Annotated in this window: 16 protein-coding genes; 4 read left to right on the top strand and 12 right to left on the bottom strand. The window is 73.4% G+C overall.

Annotated elements, in window-relative coordinates:
- Positions 1 to 73 precede the first annotated feature (73 nt).
- The 4 genes from MCHT01_RS18895 (at position 74) to MCHT01_RS18910 (ending at position 2,909) form a co-directional block, all read left to right on the top strand.
- On the top strand, positions 74 to 727 hold the full coding sequence (locus tag MCHT01_RS18895; RefSeq protein WP_067067325.1) for a LysE family translocator: 654 nt from the start codon (positions 74 to 76) through the stop codon (positions 725 to 727).
- Positions 728 to 875: 148 nt separating this feature from the next.
- Positions 876 to 1,118, top strand: coding sequence for a hypothetical protein (locus MCHT01_RS18900; RefSeq protein WP_067067327.1), 243 nt, complete (start codon positions 876 to 878; stop codon positions 1,116 to 1,118).
- On the top strand, positions 1,115 to 2,080 hold the full coding sequence (locus MCHT01_RS18905; RefSeq protein ID WP_245643418.1) for an MbnB/TglH/ChrH family RiPP precursor modification enzyme: 966 nt from the start codon (positions 1,115 to 1,117) through the stop codon (positions 2,078 to 2,080). Before MCHT01_RS18900 ends, MCHT01_RS18905 begins: the two co-directional genes overlap by 4 nt.
- A complete protein-coding gene (locus tag MCHT01_RS18910) occupies positions 2,067 to 2,909 on the top strand; it encodes a hypothetical protein (protein ID WP_067067329.1) in 843 nt (280 codons plus the stop codon). Before MCHT01_RS18905 ends, MCHT01_RS18910 begins: the two co-directional genes overlap by 14 nt.
- Before the next feature lie 56 nt (positions 2,910 to 2,965).
- Here MCHT01_RS18910 and tolA read toward each other — a convergent pair whose 3' ends face one another.
- From tolA to MCHT01_RS18970, 12 genes are all read right to left on the bottom strand, one after another.
- The gene (gene tolA / locus MCHT01_RS18915; RefSeq protein WP_067067331.1) at positions 2,966 to 3,886 is read right to left on the bottom strand and encodes a cell envelope integrity protein TolA; all 921 of its coding nucleotides are present in this window, start codon (positions 3,884 to 3,886) and stop codon (positions 2,966 to 2,968) included.
- A 22-nt stretch (positions 3,887 to 3,908) separates the two neighbouring features.
- Positions 3,909 to 4,346, bottom strand: coding sequence for a protein TolR (gene tolR / locus MCHT01_RS18920; protein WP_067067333.1), 438 nt, complete (start codon positions 4,344 to 4,346; stop codon positions 3,909 to 3,911).
- Positions 4,347 to 4,367: 21 nt separating this feature from the next.
- Positions 4,368 to 5,060, bottom strand: coding sequence for a protein TolQ (tolQ, locus tag MCHT01_RS18925; RefSeq protein WP_067067334.1), 693 nt, complete (start codon positions 5,058 to 5,060; stop codon positions 4,368 to 4,370).
- A gap of 147 nt (positions 5,061 to 5,207) precedes the next feature.
- Positions 5,208 to 5,630, bottom strand: coding sequence for a tol-pal system-associated acyl-CoA thioesterase (gene ybgC, locus MCHT01_RS18930; protein WP_439956176.1), 423 nt, complete (start codon positions 5,628 to 5,630; stop codon positions 5,208 to 5,210).
- A gap of 83 nt (positions 5,631 to 5,713) precedes the next feature.
- Positions 5,714 to 6,928: a pyridoxal phosphate-dependent aminotransferase gene (locus tag MCHT01_RS18935; RefSeq protein ID WP_067067336.1), complete on the bottom strand. Its 1,215-nt coding sequence runs from the start codon at positions 6,926 to 6,928 to the stop codon at positions 5,714 to 5,716.
- A 138-nt stretch (positions 6,929 to 7,066) separates the two neighbouring features.
- The gene (locus MCHT01_RS18940) at positions 7,067 to 8,677 is read right to left on the bottom strand and encodes an eCIS core domain-containing protein (RefSeq protein ID WP_067067338.1); all 1,611 of its coding nucleotides are present in this window, start codon (positions 8,675 to 8,677) and stop codon (positions 7,067 to 7,069) included.
- Positions 8,674 to 11,028: an Ig domain-containing protein gene (locus MCHT01_RS18945; protein ID WP_148661608.1), complete on the bottom strand. Its 2,355-nt coding sequence runs from the start codon at positions 11,026 to 11,028 to the stop codon at positions 8,674 to 8,676. Before MCHT01_RS18945 ends, MCHT01_RS18940 begins: the two co-directional genes overlap by 4 nt.
- 410 nt (positions 11,029 to 11,438) lie before the next feature.
- Entirely contained in the window at positions 11,439 to 12,842 is a 1,404-nt protein-coding gene (locus MCHT01_RS18950) for an ATP-binding protein (RefSeq protein WP_067067342.1), read from the bottom strand.
- Entirely contained in the window at positions 12,826 to 15,522 is a 2,697-nt protein-coding gene (locus MCHT01_RS18955; RefSeq protein ID WP_148661609.1) for a contractile injection system tape measure protein, read from the bottom strand. The genes MCHT01_RS18950 and MCHT01_RS18955 overlap by 17 nt, the downstream gene beginning before the upstream one ends.
- Positions 15,519 to 18,215 carry a hypothetical protein gene (locus MCHT01_RS26825; protein ID WP_169806163.1) on the bottom strand — a complete coding sequence of 899 codons (2,697 nt, stop codon included), beginning with the start codon at positions 18,213 to 18,215 and terminating at the stop codon, positions 15,519 to 15,521. Before MCHT01_RS26825 ends, MCHT01_RS18955 begins: the two co-directional genes overlap by 4 nt.
- Positions 18,212 to 19,078 (bottom strand): hypothetical protein, encoded by an 867-nt coding sequence (locus MCHT01_RS26830; RefSeq protein WP_067067347.1) that lies wholly within the window; start codon positions 19,076 to 19,078, stop codon positions 18,212 to 18,214. The genes MCHT01_RS26825 and MCHT01_RS26830 overlap by 4 nt, the downstream gene beginning before the upstream one ends.
- Positions 19,075 to 23,064, bottom strand: a complete 3,990-nt coding sequence (locus tag MCHT01_RS18970) for a baseplate J/gp47 family protein (RefSeq protein WP_067067348.1) — start codon at positions 23,062 to 23,064, stop codon at positions 19,075 to 19,077. Before MCHT01_RS18970 ends, MCHT01_RS26830 begins: the two co-directional genes overlap by 4 nt.
- Positions 23,065 to 23,072: the final 8 nt, after the last annotated feature.

Genomic DNA, 23,072 nt, shown 5'->3' on the forward strand with positions numbered 1-23,072 from the left:
CTGCCTTGTTCTGACAGGGGCAGTCCCTAGGCTGCGTCTCCGTGGCCTTGCCTGGCCCGATGAGGAGACCCCCATGACCCCCGCCGAACTGTCCCTGTACTTCGCCCTGGTGCTGGGCATCGTCCTGATCCCCGGGATGGACATGGCCTTCGTGGTCGGACACAGCCTGACCGGCGGACTGCGGGCCGGACTCGCGGCCTTGGGCGGGGTGGTGGCCGGGGCGCTGTGCCACCTGACGATGGGCGCGATGGGCTTGGCCCTGGTGCTGAAGGCGCTGCCGGGCGCCTTCACCGCGATGCTGGTCGCCGGCGCGCTCTACCTGGCCTGGCTCGGCTGGGGCCTGATGCGCGCCGAGCCGACGTCGACCGCCGCCACCGGGACGCCCCAGGCCGGACGGACACGCTCCGCCTTCTTCGGCGCGATGCTGACCAACCTGCTCAATCCGAAGGCCTATCTCTTCAGCCTGGCCGTGCTGCCGCAGTTCGTGCATCCGGAGCGGGGCGGCCTGGTGCTGCAACTGGGCGTGATCGCGCTGATCACCGCGGCGACCCAGATCGCGATCTATGGCGGTCTGGCCTGGGTCGCCGCCGGCGGCCGGGGGCGGATGGCCGGTTCTGGCGCGGCGGGCTTGCGCCGCCAGCGGCTGCTGCTGCGCGGTGTCGGCCTGCTGCTGTGGGTCACGGCGATCTACACCGGCTGGCAAGCCTGGGTCCAGGCCGCGGCTTGAGCTTTGTCAAGGATCAGGACAGCGGCGCTCGCGCGCCGCGCCTGATCGGCAACTGAGGCGCCTGTGCTCGGCGGGCCCTCGACAAGGGTCGGACGCCTGGCGCAGATCCAGTCCAACCGCGGGCCCGCGCCTGCATGCCGGAGCGCCCATGACCACTCGACACGTCCTCCTCGTCGCCCTGACCGCCGCCTTGTCGGCGGGAGCCGAGCACGTCACCCCGGCGGCGACCGGCCAGGGCTGGGAGCGGCGTCACGATCTGCTGGCGGCGGGGCTGGACGACGTCGACGTCACGGGCCTGCCGATGTGCGGGCCCCCGACACGGGCCGATCGCGAGGAGCCGGACGAATGGCGCTATCGCGCGGACGGCCAGGGCGCGAAGGCCGCGTCGTGAGCCGCCGTGCCGCGCTCTGGCCGGTCGCCGTCGGCATCGGCTGGCGTCCGCCGCACTACCGGGAGGTCACGGCGCAGGGCGCCGACGGGATCGACTTCCTGGAGGTCCACAGCGAGCATTTCCTCGCGCCCGGCGGCGTCGCCCGGCAGGTACTGCTGGAGGCGGCCTGCCATCACCCGATCAGCTTGCATGGGGTGGGGCTGGGACTGGGCTCCGCGGCCGGCATCGACTGGCTGCATCTGGGACGGCTGCGCACGCTGATCGAGGAGCTGCGTCCGGCCGTGCTGTCGGAACACGCCAGCTTCTGCCGCGTGCAGCGCCACGAGGAGGCGAGGCACGCGCACGCGCAGCTCCCGATCCCGTTCAGCGCGCGCGGCCTGGCGCTGCTGGCGGCGCAGGTGGACACGGTGCAGCAGGTGCTGGGCCGGCAGCTGCTGATCGAGAACCTCGCCGCCTATGTCGCCTGGGAGGAGAACCACCTGAGCGAACCGGCCTTTCTGAACGCGCTGGCGGACCGGACCGGATGCGGCCTGCTGCTGGACCTGAACAACCTCTTCGTGAACGCCCTCAACCACGGGCTGGCCGAGGCCGAGGCCGTGCTGGCCTGCCAGGGCTGGCTCGACGAGATCGACGCGGCGGTGGTGGGGCAGTTCCACCTCGCCGGTCACACGCGGCTGGAGGGGCTGGTCGTCGACGACCACGCCGGCCCGGTGGCCGAGCCGGTCTGGACGCTCTACCGCCATGCGTTGGCGGGCATCGGCGCTCGGCCGACCTTGATCGAGTGGGATCAAGAACTGCCCCCGCTGGCCGGTCTGGTGGCCGAGGTCGACCGCGCGCGGCACGAGCAGGCGGCCCTCGGCCGGCTCCTGATCGCGCCGCCACCGCCTCGTCCCAACTCGCGCAAGGCGAGGGCGGCCGCCCGCCGCCGTCCCTTCCCGGAGGGGCGCCATGGCGCCGAATGACCTCGACGCCCTGCGGGGGCGGCACGAGCTGATCGCCGCGCAATCCCGGCTGGTGGACGCGGTGCTCGCGCCGCCGGGCAGCGATCTGGCCGCGATGGCGCCGCAAGGCCTGACCCCCTTGCCCGGCATCCGGGGCGGGCTGGCACGGGCGCTCGGGGTGTACCGGTCCGGCGCCTGCGTCCTGTCGGAGCGCGTGCTGACGCCGATCTATCCGCGCCTGCGGGCCCGCATGGAGGCGCAGGACGCGGGCAGCTTCGCCGCCCTGGCCTGGTCCTGCTGGCGCCAGCGCGGGCCGTCGCAAGCCGACCTGGGCGAGTGGGGGGAGGCGCTGATCGATCGGCTCGCCCAGGCGGAGCGGGACGGACTGCCCGCGGCCTGGACCGCGATCGCGCGCCTGGAATGGGCGCTCCATCAGGCCGAGCGCCAGCCCGAGTCCCGCGTGGACCTGGGCAGCCTGGCGCTGCTGGGTCGCCTGCCGCAGGAGGCGTTGCGGCTGACCTTGTCGGAGAGCGTGGTGCTCCAGCCCTGCGAGGGAGTGGCGCTGCGGGAGGTCGCGGCCCTGCCGGATGAACGCTTCGGCAAGGGGCCGCGCGTCGCGCTGATGGTGTGGCGCGAAGGCTGGCGAGGGCGCGTCATCGCGCTGGACATGGCGACGCTGCGCTGGTGCGAGGCCTTGCGCGGGGGCCTGGACCTGGAGCGGGCGCTGATGGCCGCCGGCCCGGGCTTCGACTTCTGCGCCTGGCTGCCCGCGGCGGTGAGGCGCGGCTGGCTCGGGCGGGTGGAGAGCATCGACCTGGTGGTCTCGCACCCGCTGATCCCGCGCGGCTGATCGCACGCGATCGCTCGCGTGCGTCATGAAGACGGCCGGCTTGCGCCGGCCGCCGCTCACTCCCGGGGACGGAAGGTGATGATCATCACCTGCGGAACGCGGCCGTCGGTGTCCGGCGGGAACTTCTCGGTCTTGTCCAGCGCGCGCAGCACCGCGTTGTCGAAGTCCGGCAGGCCGCTGGGCTTGACGATCTTACGGGCGATGATGGTGCCGTCCGGCGCCGAGCGCACTTCGACTTCCGCTTCCGGATTCGATGCGCCACCCGGGTCGCTGTAGATGATGTTCGGCCGCACGCGGGCCTTGATGCGTCCCGCGTAGCTGGCCGACGGACCGGAGCTCTTGAGCGCCGTGCCCGTCGAGGTCGGACCGCCGCTCGCGCCGGCCATGCCCTGGATGCGGCGCAGGTTCTCCTGCCGCTGGGCTTCGGCCTTGGCCTCGGCGTCCTTGCGGGCCTTGTCCTGCTTGGCCTTTTCCGCCTTGTCCTTGGCGGCGTCGTCCTTCCTGGCCTGCTCTTCCTTGGCCTTGCGGTCCCGTTCCTTCTTGTCGGCCTCGTCCTTCTCGCGCTTGAGCTGATCGAGCTTGCGCTGCTTCTCGTCGGCCTCGCGCTGCGCCTGCTCTTCCTTCTGCTTGCGCTCCTTGGCTTTGGCGATCGCGATCTCCGCGTCACGCTGGGCCTGGACCTGCTCGGGCGGCGGTTGCTGCGGCTTGGGCGGCTCGGGCTTGGGCTCTTCCTTGGGGGGCTCGGGCTGGGTCTCGGTGGGCAACTGCTCCTTGGGGGCGGCGGCCTTGGGCACGGCGGACCAGAGTTCCGCCTCCAGCGCCGGCACCGGCGTGGAACGCCAGCTCACGCCGAAGCTCAGCGCCACCACCAGCAACACGTGGGCGGCCATGGCCAGGCTGAAACCGCGCCCCAGTCCCGGAGCGGGCGGCGGACGCAAGGGATCCCGGTCGGGATGGAATCGGGAGGACGTGCTCATCGCGTGGGGTCGGTCCTCGGGATCAGTTGTCGGCGGGCGCGCCGTTCTTGACCGACAGGCCCACGCGCTGGATGCCGGCGCGCTGCAGCACGTCCATGGTCTTGACCACGGCCTCGTACTTGACGTTGCGGTCGGCCGAGATCACGACGGGCGTCGCCGCGTCGCCGTTCTGGGCTTCCTTGACGCGGGTGGCCAGCGCCTTGAGCGGGACCGGGGACGGGTCCTGGTCACCGTCCAGCTTGATCTTGAGCTGCTCGTCGGTGCCGACGATCACCTGGATCACGTGCTGCGGCTGGGCCTTGGCGCTGCCGACGCTGGGCAGGTCGACGGTGCCGGTGGTGATCAGCGGGGCGCTGACCATGAAGATGATCAGCAGCACCAGCATCACGTCGATGAAGGGGACCATGTTGATCTCGTTCATCGTGCGGCGGCGCGAGCCGCGGGAGGACATCGCGGGCATGTCGTTCTCCGGTGGTCGCGATCAGCGCTGCGCGGCCGGCGCGGGCTGGCCGGCGTTGCGCTGCAGGATGTTGGAGAACTCCTCGATGAAGGTCTCCAGCGTGATCGCGTTGCGGTCGATCTGGCGCGCGAAGCGGTTGTAGGCCAGCACCGCAGGGATGGCGGCGAACAGGCCGATGGCGGTGGCGACCAGCGCCTCGGCGATGCCGGGGGCCACGGTGGCCAGCGTGACCTGGGTCAGGTTGGACAGGCCCACGAAGGCGTGCATGATCCCCCAGATGGTGCCGAACAGGCCCACGTACGGGGACACCGAGCCCACCGACGCCAGGAACGACAGATGCGATTCCATCGCGTCGAGTTCCCGCTGGAAACTGGCGCGCATCGCGCGGCGGGCACCGTCGAGCAGCTGGCCCGAATCGACCACGCGCTTCTCGCGCAGCTTCAGGAACTCGCGCATCCCGGAGGCGAAGATGCGCTCCAGCGGGGCGCCGTCGGGGCGGTTGGACACGCTGCTGTAGAGGTCGTTGAGGTTCTTGCCCGACCAGAACTCCTGCTCGAAGCCCTCGTTGCGCGCCTTGACGCGACCCAGCGCGATGAACTTGCTGAAGATCACGCTCCAGCTGGCCAGCGACACCAGCAGCAGCGCGGCGATCACCAGCTGCACCGTGAGGCTGGCATGGGCGATCAGGGAGATGATGGAGAGGTCTTGATTCATGGGGTCGACGAGGGTGGTCGCGGAGGGGCCGGGTCCGGTCGCGGAACTGCAGCGGCGGTCAGGCGTTCAAGGGTGGAATTGTGACAAGACTGGCGGCCACCTCGGCAAACGGCGGGCCAGCATCTGCAAAGAAGCGTGTCCGCGCCGTCAGGCGCGTGCGGATGGCGGCACGATCGGCTCCAGCGATTGCAGGATGCGTGCCGGGATGCGGGCGGGCTTGAGGCTGAGCGCGTCGACGCAGCCGATGCGGATGCGGCCCTGCGTGAGCAGCTGGTCCCCGCGGAAGACGTGCTGGTCGATGGTCATGCTGGCGCGGCCGATCTCCGTGGGCTGCACGCTCACGCGCAGCCAGTCGTCCAGCCGCGCCGGCGCGAGGTAGCGCAAGGCGGTGTCGCTGACGACGAACATCAGGCCGTCCTCGCGGCGCATGGTCTCCTGCTCGAAGCCCAGCGCGCGCAGCCATTCGGTGCGGGCGCGTTCCATGAACTTCAGGTAGTTGGCGTAGAAGACGACGCCCCCCGCATCGGTGTCCTCCCAGTAGACGCGCAGCTCGTGCTGATACGCGGGCAGGCCCGCCGCGGCGCCGGCGAGGGCGATCGGACCGCCGAGCAGGGCGGGGACGGTGGCGGGGGAGTCGTTGGAGGAAGTCGCGGTCATGCGGCGCTGGCGGTGCTGCGGGTCTTGAGTTGATCGAGACGGACACGGATCCGCGCGAGGGCCTCGCGCAGGTCGTCCATGCCGCTGGCGAAGGACAGGCGCAGGAAGCGCTCGCCGAAGGCCGGGCCGAAGTCGCGGCCGGGCGTGAGCGCGACCTGCGCATGCTGCATCAGGTCCATGCACAGGTCCCAGCTGGACAGTCCGGTGCCGGAGGCGTCGGCCCAGGCGTAGAAGGCGCCGTCCGGCATCACCGGGACGGGCAGTCCCATCGCGTCCAGCGCCGGGACCACCAGGTCGCGGCGGCGGCGCAGCTCCTCGCGGCGGCGTTCGTACTCGTCGAGCGAGGTCGGCTCGAAGCAGGCGAGCGCCGCTTGCTGCGCGATCGTCGACGGGCAGATGTAGAGGTTCTGGGCGAGCTTCTCGACCGGCGTGATCATGGCCTCGGGGAGCACCAGCCAGCCCAGGCGCCAGCCGGTCATGCCGAAGTACTTGGAGAAGCTGTTGATCGACACCACATCGTCGCCCAACGCCAGCGCGCTGCGCGCGAAGCGGCGGTCGTAGCCCAGGGACTGGTAGATCTCGTCGACGATGGTGACGCCGCCGCGCTCGCGCACGAAGGCGTGGATGCGGGCGAGCTCCTCGGGCTCGATGGACGTGCCGGTCGGGTTGCTGGGCGAGGCCAGCAGCACGCCGCGGCTGCGCGCGTTCCAGTGCTGGCGCAGATGGCCGATGTCGAGCTGGAAGCGCTGCTCGGGCGTGGACGGGATCAGCACCGGCGTCGCGTCGACGGCGGCGACGAAGTGCCGGTTGCAGGGGTAGCTGGGGTCCGGCATCAGGACCTCGTCGCCGGCCTGGAACAGCGCCAGGCAGGCCAGCTGCAGCGCGGCCGAGGCGCCGGCGGTGATGACGATGCGCTCCGGGGCGATGTCCAGGTGCTGCGTGTCGCGGTACCAGTCGGACAGGCGCTGGCGCAGCGTCGTCAGGCCGTTGGCCTGGGTGTAGGGGATGCGGCCGGCGGTGGTGAAGCGGGCGGCGGCCTCGCGGACCGCGGGGCTGGCGCCGAAGTCGGGCTCGCCGATGTTCAGGTAGATCATGCGCCGGCCGCCCTGGGCGGGGTCGCACACCGCCGATCGGGCGATCTCGTCGGCGCGCTTGGCGCATTCCATGACGTAGAAGGGATCGATGCGGGCAACTCGATCGGAGAGTCTCATTTCATGCGGTCTACGTTGGTGGCGGATGCCAACGAGGGATCAAGGTCCGGAACAGGGTCGGAACGACGGAGGGGCGCGGCCGGGGCCGCCGTCGGCATGATAGGCCTTTGCCCGGGTGTCGCCCCCTCCCGATCTGCCTTACTTCGAGGTCGACTCCGTCTCCTTGGCCTTGCGGGCCTTCTCCTCGAGGTCCGCCTCGTGATTGGCCTTGGATCTCGCATCCCGCCACCTGGAAAACTCCTGCCCTCGCTTCGAGGTGCCCGCATGAGCACCCGTGTGGTAATCGCTCGTCGGGCCTTCCAGCGTGTCCCAGCCCTCGATCCCGGGGTCGATGACGGCATCTGCGGGGATCTCCCGCGTCACGACCTCCATGTTGCGATAGCCGCTCATCTGCACCTTGCGGGACTCCTTCGCCAACTCCTCGCCATCACCCTTCGACAGCGGCGAGTGCTTGGCCGTATCGAGGCGCACCTTGTGGCCATGCTCCGGGTCCAACTGCCATTGGGCTCCGATCGCTTCCGTGTCCAGATGGGCGAGATCGGTGATATGGGCGCCCTTGTGCGTCTCCTCTGGCTTCTTGGGGTTCTGACCACCAAAACTGTGATGCGTGTTGCTGAGGATGGGGCGCTTCGTGGAGGTGTGACTGAACGCGTACGGGGTTTTCCCTCCTCCCGAGCTTTGTTGAAGGAACTCACGGTGGGGCCAACTGATTTGATCGGCTGCTTGCGGGGCGCCATGTTCGGCGGCGTCGGGAAGGGTGACCTCGTCATCCGTCTTCAGTCTGTGGTAGGTCTTCCCTTTTCCCAGCAGCGTCTTTCCCACCTTGTCACGGGCGTTTCGCTCACGACGGATATAGCGCGGGACGAAGGTTCCTCGATGGTCCTTGACGTACTCCTTGCCGTTGTCCGGGCGTCGGAAGACCTTGGAGTCTCCCACCCGGGTGCCGTAGTACTCAGCGCCGGATATCAGCGGCAGCTCATGCTCCTTGGCAAGGGCTGCAATCGCCTGCTCGTGGGTCGCGCGTAGCGCTTCGATGTCGGCGTTGTACTTGTCATCCCGATCGAACGCCGCCTGCTGATCCGGCTTTCCGTCGTCCAGCATCGGGGTTTCTTCCCCGGCCCATGCCGCTGTCCTCGTTTGCTTCTGCTGGCGCTTCTCCTCCTTCAGCGCTTTGATGGCAAGCTCCACCTTCGCGCGCTCCTGCTCGTCGCCGATGCTGGCAGTGTCGATCCGCCCTTTGCGCTGCACCGGCGCCCCGGTCGCCGCCTTCGCCCCCATGGCGTCGGCCTCGCGCTCCAGGTGATCGTGGTCGTTGACCGGCACGTCGTCGCCCATCGTGGTGGTCGCCTTCACGCGGCCCTGCGCCTGCTGCACCACATGCCAGGCCTCGTGCGGCAGGTGCTGCTCCTGCCCCGGCGCGAGGTGGATGTCCCGTCCCTGCGCATACGCAAGCGCGTTGAGCTGCGCCGGCTTCGACGAGCCGTAATGGACCAGTACATCGCCGAGGTCCATGCCGGACATCGCCTCCATGCCGGCCCGCAGCTGCGCGGGCAGACCGCCCGGGTCGGCGATCGGCGCCGCCGCCGCTGACGGCTCGGCGCCGCGCAGGCGCTCCAGCTGCGCCGCCTGGCCGGCCATGCGCGTGCTGTCCGCCGGCGCGTCCGCCCCCGGCCCCGCGTGCTCGCTCGCGGCCGGTTGCCGCGTCGCGGCCTGCGCCGCTTCCCGCCTTCGCGTGTCGTGCTGCTTCATGGCTTCTCCACCGTTCGCTTGAGCATCGCCGCGCCGAGGAACACGATCAGCGCGATCACCAGCAACCCCAGCAACACCGTCCCGTTGCGCAGGAAGGCCATCGCCGGATCGCACCCCGACAGCGCGAACGCGACCAGCGCCGGCGGCAACCCCGCCAGCATCGCCACGCGCCCGTAGCGCCGCCGCCATTCGCAGTTCAGCTGCAGCGCGACCCACACCCCCGCGCCCGCCACGAGCAGCAACTCCAGCAGCAGCCGCAGCGCCCAGCGGTTCGGACAGATCCAGTTGCACAGCGCCGCCTTCCAGTCGAGCTCCGGCCCCGGACCGAAGGCGTTGCTCAGCACCTCGCGCCGCGCCGCGTCCACCTCGCGATCCTCGAGCGGCACCGGCCAGAACCCCAGCCCGCCGAAGTTGTCCTGCGCATAGACCACGTCGTCCTGGAACTGCTGCGCCTCCGGCGACGGCAACTGCAGCACCGGCACGATGCTGCGCAGGAAGACGCGGCGGTCCGTGCCGTGCAGCGCGGGGCTGTCCTCGGCGAACTGCCGCAGCCGCTTCTTCGACAGCGCCGTCGGCTCGGGCAGCAGCACCAGGAAGCGCAACTCCACATTGCTGCCGCGCTGGTAGTCGGACTGCTCCGCGACGATCCGCCCATGGGCCACCGTCGGCTGCTCCACGGTCTTCAGCAGCTCGAACAGCGCCGGCACGCCGAAGACCGCATGCTCCTTGAGCATCGGCAGCGTCAGCACCAGGTTGATCGCGTACTGCCGCTCGCGGTGGGTGCCCATCTCCTCGGCCAGCGCGCGGACGAAGGCCGGATAGAACTCCGCGAAGCGCGTCGAGCCGGGCCGCGTCGCGGGCAGGTCCTCGACCATGATCGTCACGCCGTCGCCCAGATACTGGCGCTCGGCGAAGCCCGGCATCCAGGCCTTCACGTCCTCGGTCCAGCCGGGCAGCGGCGTGTCCAGGATCTCGCGCGTGCGCACCGCGAGCTGCCGCGCCAGGCGCTGCCGGGCCGAGGTCCATTGCTCCGCGGTCGGCGCGAGCAGGAATCGCCAGTCGTTGGCGTAGAGCGCCAGGTCGAGCTTGGTGCCGTGCCGTCGCGCGGTGCGCGCGAAGGCGGTGTGGGCCGTCGAGGTCGCCCACCCGTCCGGCCGCGCCAGGTCCGCGTTCAGCGGCAACGCGAAGACGCTGAGCCGGTTGATCAGGTTGAAGTTCATCCACTGCGGCTGCACGTCGTTCATCCAGGTGGGATAGAAGGCGTAGAGCGGCTGGTCCACGCGCTCGGCGGCACAGCCGCAGCCCGGCTGGCCGGACCAGTCGAGCGCCTTGGACGGCAGCAGCGGCCGCTCGACGCGCGCGGCCTTGGCGAGCCAGCTCTCCAGCCCCGGCGGCAGCAGCCAGGGCCGCACCTGGTCCAGCGGCAGTTGCCCGGCGGCGGCCGATGCGGCGGCCGCGGCGTAGCTGGGCGCGGTAGGGTTCTTCGTGGGGTCCGTGCAGCGGGTGAGGAAGTCCTCGGCATCGGGCGCCTTCTGCTTGAGCCGGCGCGCCTCGTTCACCATCACGCGCGACACATGCAGGCAGACCCGCGTCCGCACGGCGGCCTCGAAGAGGTCGCGCGCCGGGAACTCCTGCTTCAGCATCGGCTCCAGCGCGACCACCAGTTGCGCCTGTTGCGCCTCGGTCCAGGACAGGTCGTCCGGCAGAGGGGGCAGGGGCGCGGACGCGGCGGGCGCCGGCGGCGCCACCACGGCGGCGGGCGCGGACGCCGCCAGCGCCGGGTCGACGAGCTCGCCCTCGGGCGGCATCGCGGCGCTGTCGGAAGCCGCGCCGCCCGCGGCCGCGGCCTTCAAGGCCTCGAACGCCGCCTTGGGCAGCAGATAGGTGATCGCCACCGGATCTCGCCGGGCCTGCAGGTCGCTGTGCGCGTCCAGCGTCGTCAGCTCGCCGAGCTCCGGCATCGAGGCCGCGGGCGCGGAGGCCGGCGCCTTGCGCGCGGTCGGCGGCGGCTGCACGCGCAGATCGAAGGCCTGGCGCAGGCGGGCGCCGGCGCGGTCCTGCACGGCGACGACGAACCGGCTCACCTGCGGCTGCTCCGGCGTGCCGGCGACCAGGCCGCGGGAGCCGAGGGTCAGTCCGTTGGGCAGGGCGCCGTCGACCAGCGTGAACTGGTAGGGCGGGCGGCCGCCCTCGATGGCGATCAGCTGCTCGTAGGCGCGGCCCTGGCGTGCCGGCGGCAGGGCCTCGGGCGGGCGCAGGAGCCGCAAGGGCGCGTCGGCGCCGCAGCAGGCCGCGCCGCAGGCGCCTTCCGAGGTGGCCCCGCCCGGGAAGGGCGAGGAGCCGGCGGGCATCGGGCACGAGACCCGCGGCTCGGCCGCGACCGTGGGGGCGGCGAGCGCGGCGGAGGCGGCCGCCGCGACGGGCGCCGAGGAGGCCGAAGAGACCGAGATGGCCGCGGTGGCCGGGGGCGCCATCCACGCTGACGAGGCGGCGCGCGGCGTTGGCGCTCGTGATGTCGAAGCCGACCCCGACCCCGAAGCCGAAGCCGAAGCCGGAGCCGACGATGCCGGCGACGACGACGATGCCGATGCCGATGCCGATGCCGATGCCGATGCCGGCGCGGCGGCGGAGGGGGGCGCCAGGGTCGTGTCGCCCCGCGGGGAGGACGCGCCGACGGCCGACAGCGCCGTGATCGTGATCGCGCCGAACAGGGCGCCGAGCGCGATCGCGCCGAGGTACCGCGGCGGCGAGGAATGCGGGCTCACAGCGTTCTCCCTTCCTTGCCCAGTTCGCGCGCGATGCCGGCGCGCAGTTCCGCGGGCGAGATCCGGTCCCGGCCGCGCCGCAGGCTGGCCAGCGCGGCATGGCGGATCACGTTGGCGATGGCGCCGCCGGACAGCGCGTAGCGCTGCGCGGTCCCGTCCAGGTCGACGTCCTCCGTCCAGTGCCGCGCGTCGAGCATGCCGCGCCACAGGCGCAGGCGCTGCTCGGCGTCGGGCAGCGGGAAATGCACCATCGACTGGAAGCGCCGCGAGAACGCCTCGTCGAGGTTGCCGCGCAGGTTGCTCGCCAGGATCACGATGCCGGGGAAGTCCTCGATGCGCTGCAGCAGGTAGGCGATCTCCTGGTTGGCGTGGTGATCGTTGGCGCTCTGCGCCGCGCCACGCTTGCCGAACAGCGCGTCCGCCTCGTCGAAGAACAGCACCCAGCGCCGGTTCTGCGCCTGATCGAAGACGCGCGCCAGGTTCTTCTCGGTCTCGCCGATGTACTTGGAGACGACCATCGACAGGTCGATCCGGTAGACGTCCGCGTTGGCGGACTGTCCGATCAGCGTCGCCGTGAGGGTCTTGCCGGTGCCCGGCGGCCCGTGGAACAGCGCGCGATACCCGGGCTTGAGCGCGCGCGCCAGGCCCCAGTCGCGCATCAGCCGGCCGCCGTCGCTCATCCAGGCGCGGATCTGCTCGACCTCGTCCATGACCTCCGGCGTCAGGACCAGGTCGTCCCAGGTCAGCGCGCTGGTGATGCGGCGCGCGGGGAACTGCAGGCTGTGGTCGGGCTTGTCCGCGTCGCCGGTGCACAGGCGCTGAAGCGCCTCGTCGCTGAGCAGCAGCAGGCCCGCCAGCCGGGGCTCGCCCGGCGGCGGGCTGTCCACGCGCAGGTAGCCCGCGTCGCTCAAGGGTTGCGGGCCGTCCAGCCAGGCCAGCAGCGCGAAGCGCGCCGGCAGCGAATCGTCGGCGACCAGGAAGGCGGCGGTCTCGCCGGTGGGCAGGAAGCCGCCGTGCGCGAGCGCCTTGATGCCGCCGAACTCGGTGAAGCCGCGGTCCAGGTGCTGATTGCGCATGAAGAAGAGATCCAGCGTCGCCGGTCGCAGATGCGCGGCCATCGCCAGCGCGAGCACCAGGCGATGCGTCGCGGTCATGTCGAAGTCCTCCACCCAGCGGCGGAGCTCGCTGCCGGCCGGCAGCGCCGGCGGAGGCGGCAGCTCGGCGAGCATGCGGGTCGCGGCATCGAGCCCGCCGCCGCCGCCGCCGTCGTCGGCGCCGCGGTCGTCCCGGCGATCCTCCTGCCGGAAGTGCCAGGCCAGACGGCGGTCGAGCGCCCGCGCCAGCCAGTCGAGCTCGAGCCCCAGCGCGCGGACGTGCGGGGTGTCAGCGCCATTCCACATGCAGCGCTCCTTGCATCCAGGGCAGGCGGATCGTGTGGAAGCTCCACGGCAGGCGATCCAGCAGGACATCGAAGCCGCGCGTCTGCACGCGCAGCCGCCAGCGCCGCGCTTCGCCGGCGGGGACGCGCTCCTCGTGCAGCCGGCCCTGGCGTTGCAGGAAGCTCTCGCGCAGTCCGGCGACCGAGGTCCGGCCCACCGCCGACCAGTGCGCGATGACCGCGCTCAGCAGCTGTTCCAGCAGCGTGGCGCGCTCGTCGTCGAGCGGGGCGGGCAGCGGCAGTACCGTGTCGGATCCGACGCCGCAGAGCAGCCGCGACAGCGCGGTGCAGGACTCGTCGGGCGGCGCCGGCTCCGGACCGTGGCACAGCGCCTGCAGGCACTGGACGCCGGCGGCACGCGCGGCGTCGTCGACGAAGCGGCCGTCGCGGACCAGGTCCAGGTGCTTGAACAGCCGCTCCGCGTAGGCCGCGAGCAAGACCTGACCCGCATCGTCGACCCACACCGGTTCGCGCTCATCGGGCCGCCGGGCCGGACGGGCGGACGTGTCACGCGTGACGACGGGACCGTCGCTGTCGGCGAGGGCGTCGGCGGCCCCAGGCGCGCCCAGGGCGCGCGGCACGGCCTCGTCCTGGTAATGGCGGCGCAGGGACGCGGCGTCCGGGCTCAGGCCTCGGATGAACAGGTGGCGGCACAGGCGCCGCCAGTGCTCGGCGAGCGCCGCCGCGGGCTCGCGCACCAGCCCGCGCAGCCAGCCCTCGAGCCGCCCCGCGCGCTGCCGCAACGGGCCCGCCATCGCGCCGAACTGCGCCTGCAGCATCCGCCAGCGGCGGTCCTCGGTGAGCAGGTGCAGCCAGCGATCGCAGCCCTGCGCCGTCTCCAGCAGCCGCGCCAGCCGAAGCCGCTGCGGCCAGCGCCAGCGGCCTTCGTGGCAGGCGCGCTCGAGGTGGAGCAGGGCGTCATCCGTCGCGTCCGTCGCGCCGGCGCCGCGCCGTCTCGGCGGCGGCGGGCGATCGTCGGGGCCGAGCGCCGAGGAGGAGGGCGCTGACGTCGAGGCCGGCTTTCCTCGCGACGACATCGGCGGCGGGTCATCCGCGTCGTCCCAGTCGAGCCAGGCTTTCCGCCACAGCGCGAGCCAGCCTGAATGCTGGTCCGGCGGCCGCTTGCCCTCGGCGAGGTGGCGCAGGCTGGCCTGCATCAGCAGCGCCTGCAATCGGCTCGGACCGGGGCGATGGGTGGCAGGCGCCTCCCGGTGCAACCGCAGCGCGGTCTGCCGGAGGGACTCGGCCCAGTGCTGCCCGGCCGAGGCCGCGAGCTCGGGCGCGGGTCGCGGGCTCATCGCACCCAGCAGCACGGCCATGCTGGCCGGCTCCAGCGCGAGCGACCAGGTCCGGCGCTCACGCCGCTGCATCGCCCAGGCGCGGAGCCGCCGGCGCAGCAGCATCGGATGCGAGGCGGCGAGCTGCGTCAGCAGTCGGCGCAGCCGGTCGCCTTGACCCGGCCGACGCTGGCGGAGCAGGCCCTGCAACTGGATCAGCGCCTGTTCCCAGGTGCGGCCCGGAGATGCGGCCACGGTGTCGGGCAGCGCGGCGACATCCATGGCACCGGTTCGTCCGCCCACGAGCAAGGCCACCAGGCTGCCGGCGCGCGGCGCGGCGCCGAGGGCACCCCCCATCCCGCCGATCCCGTCCGGGCCTGCCGATCCGTGGAAACCGCCGAAGCCGCCCGCGCCGACCCCGCTCGCGCCGTGGCGTCCGGCACCCCCACCGCGTCCGACGCTGCTGCCGTCGCCGCCCGTGTCCGATCGCCCGCCGCCGGCGAGCGCCGCGAGATCGCCGCGCCACCCGCCGCCCAGCGCGTCCGCGAGCAGCGCGCGCCAGGTCCCGAGCAGGGCCCGGCGTCCGCGCCCTCCAAGTCCCGCGCCGCGCGCGTCCCACAGCTGCTCCAGCGCCGCGACGCGCAGCGCCTGCTGCAGACGGCCACGCTGGTAGGCGCTGAGCCGGCCGCGGCCTTGCAGCGGCAGCAGCACCTCGTCGTCCATCTGTTGCAAGGTGGCGGCCAGGCGCGGGTCACGCTGCGCGACCAGCGCCTGCAAGCCGCCGTGCGGCGTGATTCGCGACAGCCGCGCGAGCAGCCGGTCCCGCGCCGGGTCCTGCTGCAGCGCGCGCCACAGCGCCGCGCCCTGGCGATGCGCCAGCCGCGCCAGCCAGCCCGACAACGCGCGCCGTCCGCTCAGCGTCAGGCCCCAGGGCAGGTGCCCGTGGCGCAGGTAATGGAGGAACTGGTCGACCTCGTGCCGTTCGCCGTCGCCGCGCGCGATGGCAAGCGGTGGATGCACCGGCGCGTCCTGCTGCAGCGCGGCGCGCGCGAGCTCGGCCTTCAGCGAGCGGGTCAGCCGCTCCAGCCATTGACGATCGTCCTGATGGCGGTCGAGCACGCCGAGGTCGAGCGTCAATCGCGGCAGGACCCAGACCTCGCCCGGCGGGCAGGCGCCGTCGAAGCAGTCCTCGATCGCGGCGAGGCCGTCACGGCGCAGGAAGCGCATCAGCCGGTCATGCAGCTCATGCGCGCCGCGGGCCTCGCGCTCATTGCGATGACCGAGCTCCAACCGCAGCGTCTCGACGCGATGCGTGGGCCTCGCGGTCGTCCCCGGGGACCCGGCGAGGCGAGGGTGTCCGCTCATGTCCGGTCTCCGGGCTCGGAGGTGCCGGGCCGCATCGAGGGTCCCGGGCGCCGGCGCTGGAACCAGCGGCCGAGCGCGGACGCCGCCTCGTCGAGCGCGCCGATGAGGTCTGCCGCGGCCTCCCCGGCGAGCAATGCCGTCTCGTACGCTCGTCGCTGATCCAGCCACTTGACCCACCGATGCTCGAAGGTCAACAGGTCCCGCGCGTCGAGCCACACCAGCTCGCAGCGCAGATGCGCGGGCGCCTCGCGCTCCAGCGCCTGCGCGGCGAGCATCCGGAAGCGCTCGTCGCGGCCGCGCGCGGTCCAGCCGGCGAGCACCACGCTGACACGACGATCCGCGTCGGTCAGCGCCGGCACCTGGGAACCCTCCGGGGTCGGCGCGCCGACGGGCCGCAACAGCAGATGCTCGACCAGATGCAGCCCCTCGCCGTCGGCCTGCAGCAGGCAGGCGGCGGCGTGCAGCTCCCGCGCGAGCCGCAGCGCCGCGTCCTCGGCCATGCCGTCGGCGATCACCCAGTCGCTGTCGTTGTCCGCGATGAGGCGCAGCCGGCCCGCCTCGTCATGGCGGAAGCGGCCGGGATCGACGGCCGCGCGCAACAAGGCGGGCGGCACTCGTGCCAGGTCCTGTCGCGCGGCCCACGCCCGGAGCCTCGCGGCGAGCTCCTTCCAGTCCACCGCCGAGCGGGGCAGTCGCGGCAGCGCCGGATCGAGCAGGCGTCGCACCGGCTGCCGCCGGTCCTGTGTGGACAGGGCCTCCACCCGTTGCGCGCCGGAGGGCGCCCTGTCCGCCGACGGCGCCCCGTCATCCGACGGCGGCCGCGGCCGCGGTGAGCGCCGCGACTCGCGCTCGAAGCGCACGCCGTGCTTCTGCAGCGTCTCCAGCACGAGAGTCAGCCGCCGGCTCTCCGTGCGCGCCAGCCCGAGCATCAACCCGAGCCGCTCCTGCAGGGGCGGTGTGTTGTCGAGGTCGCCGAACAGTGGTCGGCCGTAGTCCGCGCCGGCGCCACGATCGCGGCCCAGGCGGATCACGCGCCGCATGAACTGCCGCTTCTGCGCGAGCAGGTGCCGCCGCCACGCGTCCGGCGCGTGATAGCGCGGCAGGCCGTCGAGCACGGTCTGGTCGAGCACCTCGCCGTGCAGCGCGAGCTGGAAGTCGAGGAAGCGATGCCGGCGCTCGAGGCGGTCGGCATCCAGCGCGAGGTCGTCCTGCGCCTCGCGGCGATTGACCAGGTACAGCGACTCGACCCCGGGGAGCTGCGCGTCGCCGGGCCATTCATGCCAGTAGCTGCGTGAATCCGGATCGTCGAGCGCGAACAGCCGCGGCAGTTGCTCGCGCTGTTGCTGGGCCTGGTTGAGGCCGAGTTCCAGCAGGGCCGCATAACCGGCCCATTGCGCGCGCAGCCCCGGCTGCGCCGCGTCGCGCAGTTGCAGCGCCTCGTGATACAGCGGCGGCAGCGCGCCGACGGCGGCGAGGTGCCCGTCGCGTCGCGCGGGCAGGGGCGCAGGCGCGTCCAGGCGCTCGCCGCCCATGGTCTTCGCGGCCTCGGCCCGCAGGATCGCCGCGTCGCGCGCATGGTCGACGCGGCGCTGCAGCGCGAGCTGAGTGAGCAGGGCCTCCTCCGGCAGCTGCACCCGCAGCCCGTCGCGCCGCACGACCCAGCCGCGCAGCTCCTCCGGCGACGACGGCCAACGCAGCCGCAGCGCCCAGTCCCGGCCGCGCCGCGCGACGCTGCCGGGCGGCGCGGTGAGGTCCTCGGGACGGTCGTCGCCGTCGATGACGGCGCGCAGCCGGAGCCCTTCGACGCTCGCCACGCCGGGCACCTCCTGCAACAGGCGGCCCAGGTCGCTGGCGTACAGGAAGTCATCGTCCTCCGCGAGCCAGCGGCGCTCGGCGCGCGTCGTCGGCCGCCCCATGGGCCCGCCGGGCAGGTCGGGATCGTCCGCCAAGCCGGCCGGCGGCTCCGGATCGTCCTGGCCGTCGAGCGGCGTCTGCACGCGCCGGGACATGCCGGCATCGCAGCGCCGCAGCACCTCGGCCAGCAGGTCGCCGAGGTCGCGCTCGCCGGTGACGCTCAACTGGACGTCCAGGCGGACCCAGCGCGGCGCGAGCAGCCGCGGCGGCTCCGCCAGGTCCTCGCCCAGCGCGCGGGCCGCGTGGAAGGCCCGCAACGCCCGCTCGCGCAGGCGGCGGTCACCGTCGGGCCGGTCGGTGCTCGCCTGCAGCGTCATCCGCCACAGGCCGACGGCCCGGCCGCGCCAGTCCTTCAGCGCGTTCATGGCGAGCTGACGCGCCCCCGGCAGCGCATGGCCCAGCCACAGGCGCCAGTCCGCCTCGCTCACCGGCCGGCAGGGCAGCAGCGCCTCCCGGTCGTGCAGGCCGAGCCGCTCCCAGGCCGCGAGCGGCGACGCCTCGTCGAGGCCCAGCAGCGTCGGCACCGGCTGCCGCGCGGCGAAGACGTCCTCGGTGAGCGCGAAGCACAGCGCCTCCAGCAGGCTGACGCCGGGGTCGTGCAGGTTGTAGTCGGTCCACAGGTCGCCGCTGGCGGCCTGCGCGCGCTCGATCGCCAGCGCGCGCAGCGCGTCGAAGCCGAACGCGTCGGGCTCGGCCTTGCGAGGAATCGTGCGGGGCAGGGACGCCGCGCCGCGAGGCCGGTCCGGCATCGCGTCCCGAAGGGCCGATCGCGCGCTCATGGATCGACTCCCCAGCTCGGGTCGGGCTTCGCGTCGTCCGCCTGCATCTCCGGCCAGAACCACAGCTTGGTCAGCTGCACGCGCAGCGGCACGTCGTCGCCGAAGCGGCAGCCGCTGCGGATCTGCAGCTGATAGCTCGCGTTGCGGCCCTGGCTGCCGAGCCAGCGCAGCTCGATCTTGTCGCAGCGCCGGCCCCACCAGGCCTGGGTCTGCCGGATGCCGCGCCGGCTGCCGCGGCTGGGGAACCAGCTCGGCGTCGGGTTGTAGGTGCTCAGCGCGATCGCGTGCACCAGGCCGAAATGCCCGCTGTGCGGCAGCCCCGCGCCGGCCATGACCTCGAAGCCCTGGCAGCCATGCAGCTTGGGGGTCAGGTCGTGCCACTGGCCGTCGGCCTTGAGCGCCTTGTGCAGCGCCGGGTCGATGGGCAACGTGCCGAGCCGGCCTTCCGCCGCCGCGACGCCGCGGACGTCGAGCCGCGCGCGCGGGTCCTCGGTGCCCAGACCCACGCGCTGCCGGCCATCGAGCGTCATCGCCGGCGGCCGCGGACGATCCGTCGTCCCGCCGGCCGCGTCGGGCGCCGCGCCCGGCGCGACGTTCACCGGCGCGTGGAACTGCAGCTGGTCGTTGACGCGGCCCAGGCGCATCTGCCACAGCGGATCGTCGGGCTGCTGGTCGCGATAGAAGCTGATCAGCGCGTCATGGCCGATCGGCGCGTACAGCTGCTCGCCATGCTCGACGGTCTTGCGGAAGCCCTCGTCGTTCATGTTGAGCATGGAATCGATGAGGGCCTCGAAGTGCCGCTGCGACGGCATCTGGCCGTCGCGGAAGTAGTTCTTGAGGGTCTCGCGGTTGACGGTCTTCATGCGACGGCCCGCCCGATGATGAAGCTGCCGCCGACGCTGAGCTGCGCCAGGCCGCTGACGGCCGGCCGCTCGCCGGGGTCGTCGGTGAGTTCGAGCAGGTGGCCTCGGGTGGGCAGCGCCAGGCTCCAGGGCGCGCGCGGCCGCAGCACCCGGTCGCCGCGCGCCGAGTCGCCGAAGCGGAACAGGCCGCCGTCATCCCGGGTGACCTGCAGCAGCGAGACGCCGCCGACGGCCTCGACGCCAGGCTGCGCGCGCAGGTAGGCCTCGACCTCCTCGGCGCGCAGGCGCCAGTCGAAACGCGCGGTGAGTCCGCCCGGGCGCCACGGCGACAGGAAGTCCCGCAGGGCCTGGTTGAGCTCGCGCAGCCGGCGGCCGGCGGGTTCGCCCGCAGCCAGCCGCAGCGTGCCGCGGACCTGGATGCGGTCGTAGGTGGCGTTGCGCACCAGCAGCGCGTATCCCGGCGCCATCCGTGGCAGCAGGAAGCGCCGCACCCGCAGCAAGGTCGCCGCGTCCAGGCGCGGCGCCTCGGTGCCGTCGACGTCGTGACCGGGCGGCAGGGCCGGCACGACGACCACCACGATGCGATCGTCGCGGCCGTCGCCGTCGCGGCCCATGCTCCGGTCCGAACGGCGCGAGGAGCGCGGCAGGCACTTGACCTTGAACACGCCGGGGAAGGTCTCGAGCACCAGGCGCTCGATGTCGCCCGGCGTGACGGCGCGGTCGCGGTGGCGCAGCCGCTCGGCGACGCGCTGCTTCCAGGCGCCGCGATCCTCGGCCAGGCGCTGCGGCAGCGACGGCCAGGGCTGGCGGATGCCGGCCAGGCCGGGCACCGGTGTCTGCGCCGCGCGGATGCTGCCGGGCGGCAGGACCTCGTCGCGCGGCGGGCCCTCCAGCCGCACCGCGACGCCGTTGGCCCACACGCCCTTGATGGCGGCGAGCAGGTCGAGGTCGGCCGGCCCCTGACCGTCGCCGAGCAGCCGCAGCCAGAACAGACCCGGCGGCAGCGCGGGGCAGTCCGCGCTCATGCCGGCGGGCAGGTCCAGCAGCACCAGCCCGCTGCGCAGCAGGCCGTCCGTGGCGTCGAGCAGCACGCGATGCGGCTCCAGCGTGCGCCAGTCGCCGTCGCACCAGGCCTGCCAGCGCAGGGCCGGGCCGGGCCGGCCGAGCGACTCCGCCGCCGACTCCGCGCGCAGCAGGAACAGCAGGCTCAAGGTCCCCGACGGCGCCTGGCCGGACAGGCCGATCAGCAACTGGCCCTCGGCCGGCTCGGCGGGCAGCACCGTCACCGCGTGCCGGCCCGGGAGGTGGCGCAGCGGCAGCACGCCGAAGGGCGTCAGATGGAAGAGCTGGCTGGACGCGCTTTCGCCGCCGCCGGGGCCGCTGCCGGCCACCAGCCCGGCCATGCCGAGCTCCGTGGCGCCGGGCCGCGGCAGTACGCGCTCCTGGGCGGTGTAGTCCACGCGCAGCGAGGCCAGCACCGGGGTGTAGGGCGCCAGGGGCGGGGGCAGCGGTGTCTTGCGGCGGCTGTTGGCGGTCAGCCGCTCGCCGAGCACCCGCGGGTAGAGCGCATGGCCGAAGCCGGCCGACGGGCCGTCGAGCCGCAGGCGGAAGAAGCCTTGCCGGCTGCGCAGCGAGTAGTCCGCGCCGGTGGCCTCCGGCTGCGGCGCATGCAGGCGCAGCCAGGCCGGCGAGGACAGGTCCAGGGTCTGCTCCTCGTCCGGCCGGCCGTCCACGGTCGCGGGGAACAGGGCCATCGAGGGCAGGTCCGCGTTCTGCCAGCGGCCGTCGCGCAGCAGCTCCGCGCGGACGCGGAAGACGTCCGGCGTCCACGGTCCGTCGGGATAGCCGTCGTACTGCTCGGCGAGCCCCAGCGCCGGCAGCGACGCGTAGCGCAGGCGCGCGCGCAGTCGGGTCAAGGGCTTGCGCATCAGCTCCACATGACTGAACTGCAGATAGGCGCTGGTGTCGGGCAGCGGGCCGAAGGGCAGGAAGGGCTTGCTCGGATCGAGCTGGCCGAGCTGGTTGTTGATCTGCACCGAGCGCAGCCCCTGGACATCGACGACCACGCGCACCGCGGCCAGCGCGAGCTGCTGCAGCAGGCTCGCCGGGAAGAGCCGGCTGCGGCCGTCGAGCAGCAGTTGCAGCACCGGTTGCGCCGGCCAGCCCGGGCCGTGGATCGCGGGCCTGGCGATGCCCACGGCGGGCAGGTCCGCGCCGATCTGCAGGCGCAGCTGCAGGCCGCGGATGCCGTCGGAGGGCCAGGCCACCAGCGCGGCGCCGAGCTCCAGCCATCCGGCGTCACCGCTGGCGCGCACGCGCCACGCATCGTGGAACACGCGGTTGAAGATCAGCGAGCGCTCCAGCGGCTGGTCGTTGTAGAGCATGGCCAGCGGGTCATCGACGTCGACCGCGGGCGGGCGCAGCCCGGCGCGATCGAAGACGTGGCGCGCATGACGGCGCAGCAGCGCGAGCGCGCCAGGTTCGAGGTCCTCGGCCGTGCCGCAGAGCCACACCGCCAGCAAGCGGCCCAGGCGCCGGGCGAGGGCGTCCGGATCGGCGCTCGCGAGGCAGCGCGCCCACAGGTAGGCGAGCCAGGGCTGCCGCCCGAGCGGGGGGCAGAGACGCGTCACGCGGCACCACAGCCGGTCCTCGCGCTCGCGCGGGCCGGGCTCCGGTTGGCCGGAGGCGGCGTGCGCCACCCGCTCGAAGGCGCCCGCCGCGAGGAACGCGGCCTTGCCGTGGTCCTCGCTCACCGGTGTCGGCAGCGCCGGACCGGCGATCTCCAGCGTCAGCTGCAGGCGCCGCGTGCCCTCGCGCAGCAGCAGCAGGGGCGAGGCGATCGCCAGGCCCAGCCGCGCCGGCTGCGAGGCCACGCCGCCGCCCAGCGCGGGCCAGGCGGGCGCGCGCGATTCGGCGGCGGACTCGGGCGTGGGCGGGACCAGGTCCGCGGCGGCGATGCTGCTGGCGTAGCCGTACTCGCGCTGCGGCGAGATCAGCGGATCACGCATCTGCCGCAAGCTCAGCAGGCGCGCGACCCGCAGCGGCTGCAGGGCGGGTGGCTGCTCGATCACGAAGCTGCGACTGCCGCGCGGCAGCGCCGCGACGAAGCGCTGACCCGGATCGAGCGGGACCGGCTCGGCCAGCAGCGGCGCCGCGTCGAGCACCAGCCAGACGCGCTGCGGCCCGGCCGGATGGCGAGGCAGCGCCAGGCGCTCCGCGTAGTAGTGATCGACGAGCCGCTCGTCGAAGGCGTTCAGCGGCGCGCGGCTGACATGCAGCAGCTGCGTCCAGGCGAGCAGCAGGCCCATCGACGGATCGTGGTGCCCCCCGGCCAGCGCGGCCTCGAAGCGCTGCGCGGCCAGCTCGCGCAGCCGCAGCAGCACGCGGCACAGCGCGAGCCAGAACAGCCGGTCGTCGCGGGCGGGCAAGGCGGCCGGCGCCGCGTCGCCCGACCGGCCCCCTCGCCAGTCGGCATGCCAGGCCGCCAGCGGATCGGGCGGCCCGCCGCGGACCGCCGCGGCGGCGGGCGAGCCGCTCGCGTCGGACAGCAGCGGGCGCAGCCGGGGGCCGAGTTGCTCGCGCACGGCTTCCCCCAGCCACGCCGCCACCGGGCGGAACAGCCGATCGTCGTGGGGCCGGGCTTCCGCCTGCTCCCGCAACGCCCCGTACCAGCGGTCGACCCGCCGCGCCAGCCCAAGGCATTGCGCGCGCAGCGTCGCGTCGTGCCACGGACCGTCGTCGCGCAGCCGCGCCTGCCAGGCCGCCACCGGCAGCGTCGCCAGCTCGGCCATCAGCATCGCGCCGTCCCGCTCCAGCGCGTCGCTCCAGCGTCCGGCCGCGCGGCCCTGCGCGTCCACGAAGCGCAGTTGCCGCGCCAGCGCCTGCACGCGCACGAGGCGATCGGCCACGCGCTGCTCGTCCGGGCGCGCGTAGCCGGGCGTCAGCGCCGCCGGCAGCCGTTGGTCCTGTTGCGATCCCGGATGCATGGCCGCTC

Origin of the sequence: Mitsuaria chitosanitabida ATCC BAA-476 = NBRC 102408 (assembly GCF_001598255.1) — a bacterium.
In the GTDB taxonomy this organism is placed as follows: Bacteria; Pseudomonadota; Gammaproteobacteria; order Burkholderiales; family Burkholderiaceae_C; genus Roseateles; species Roseateles chitosanitabidus.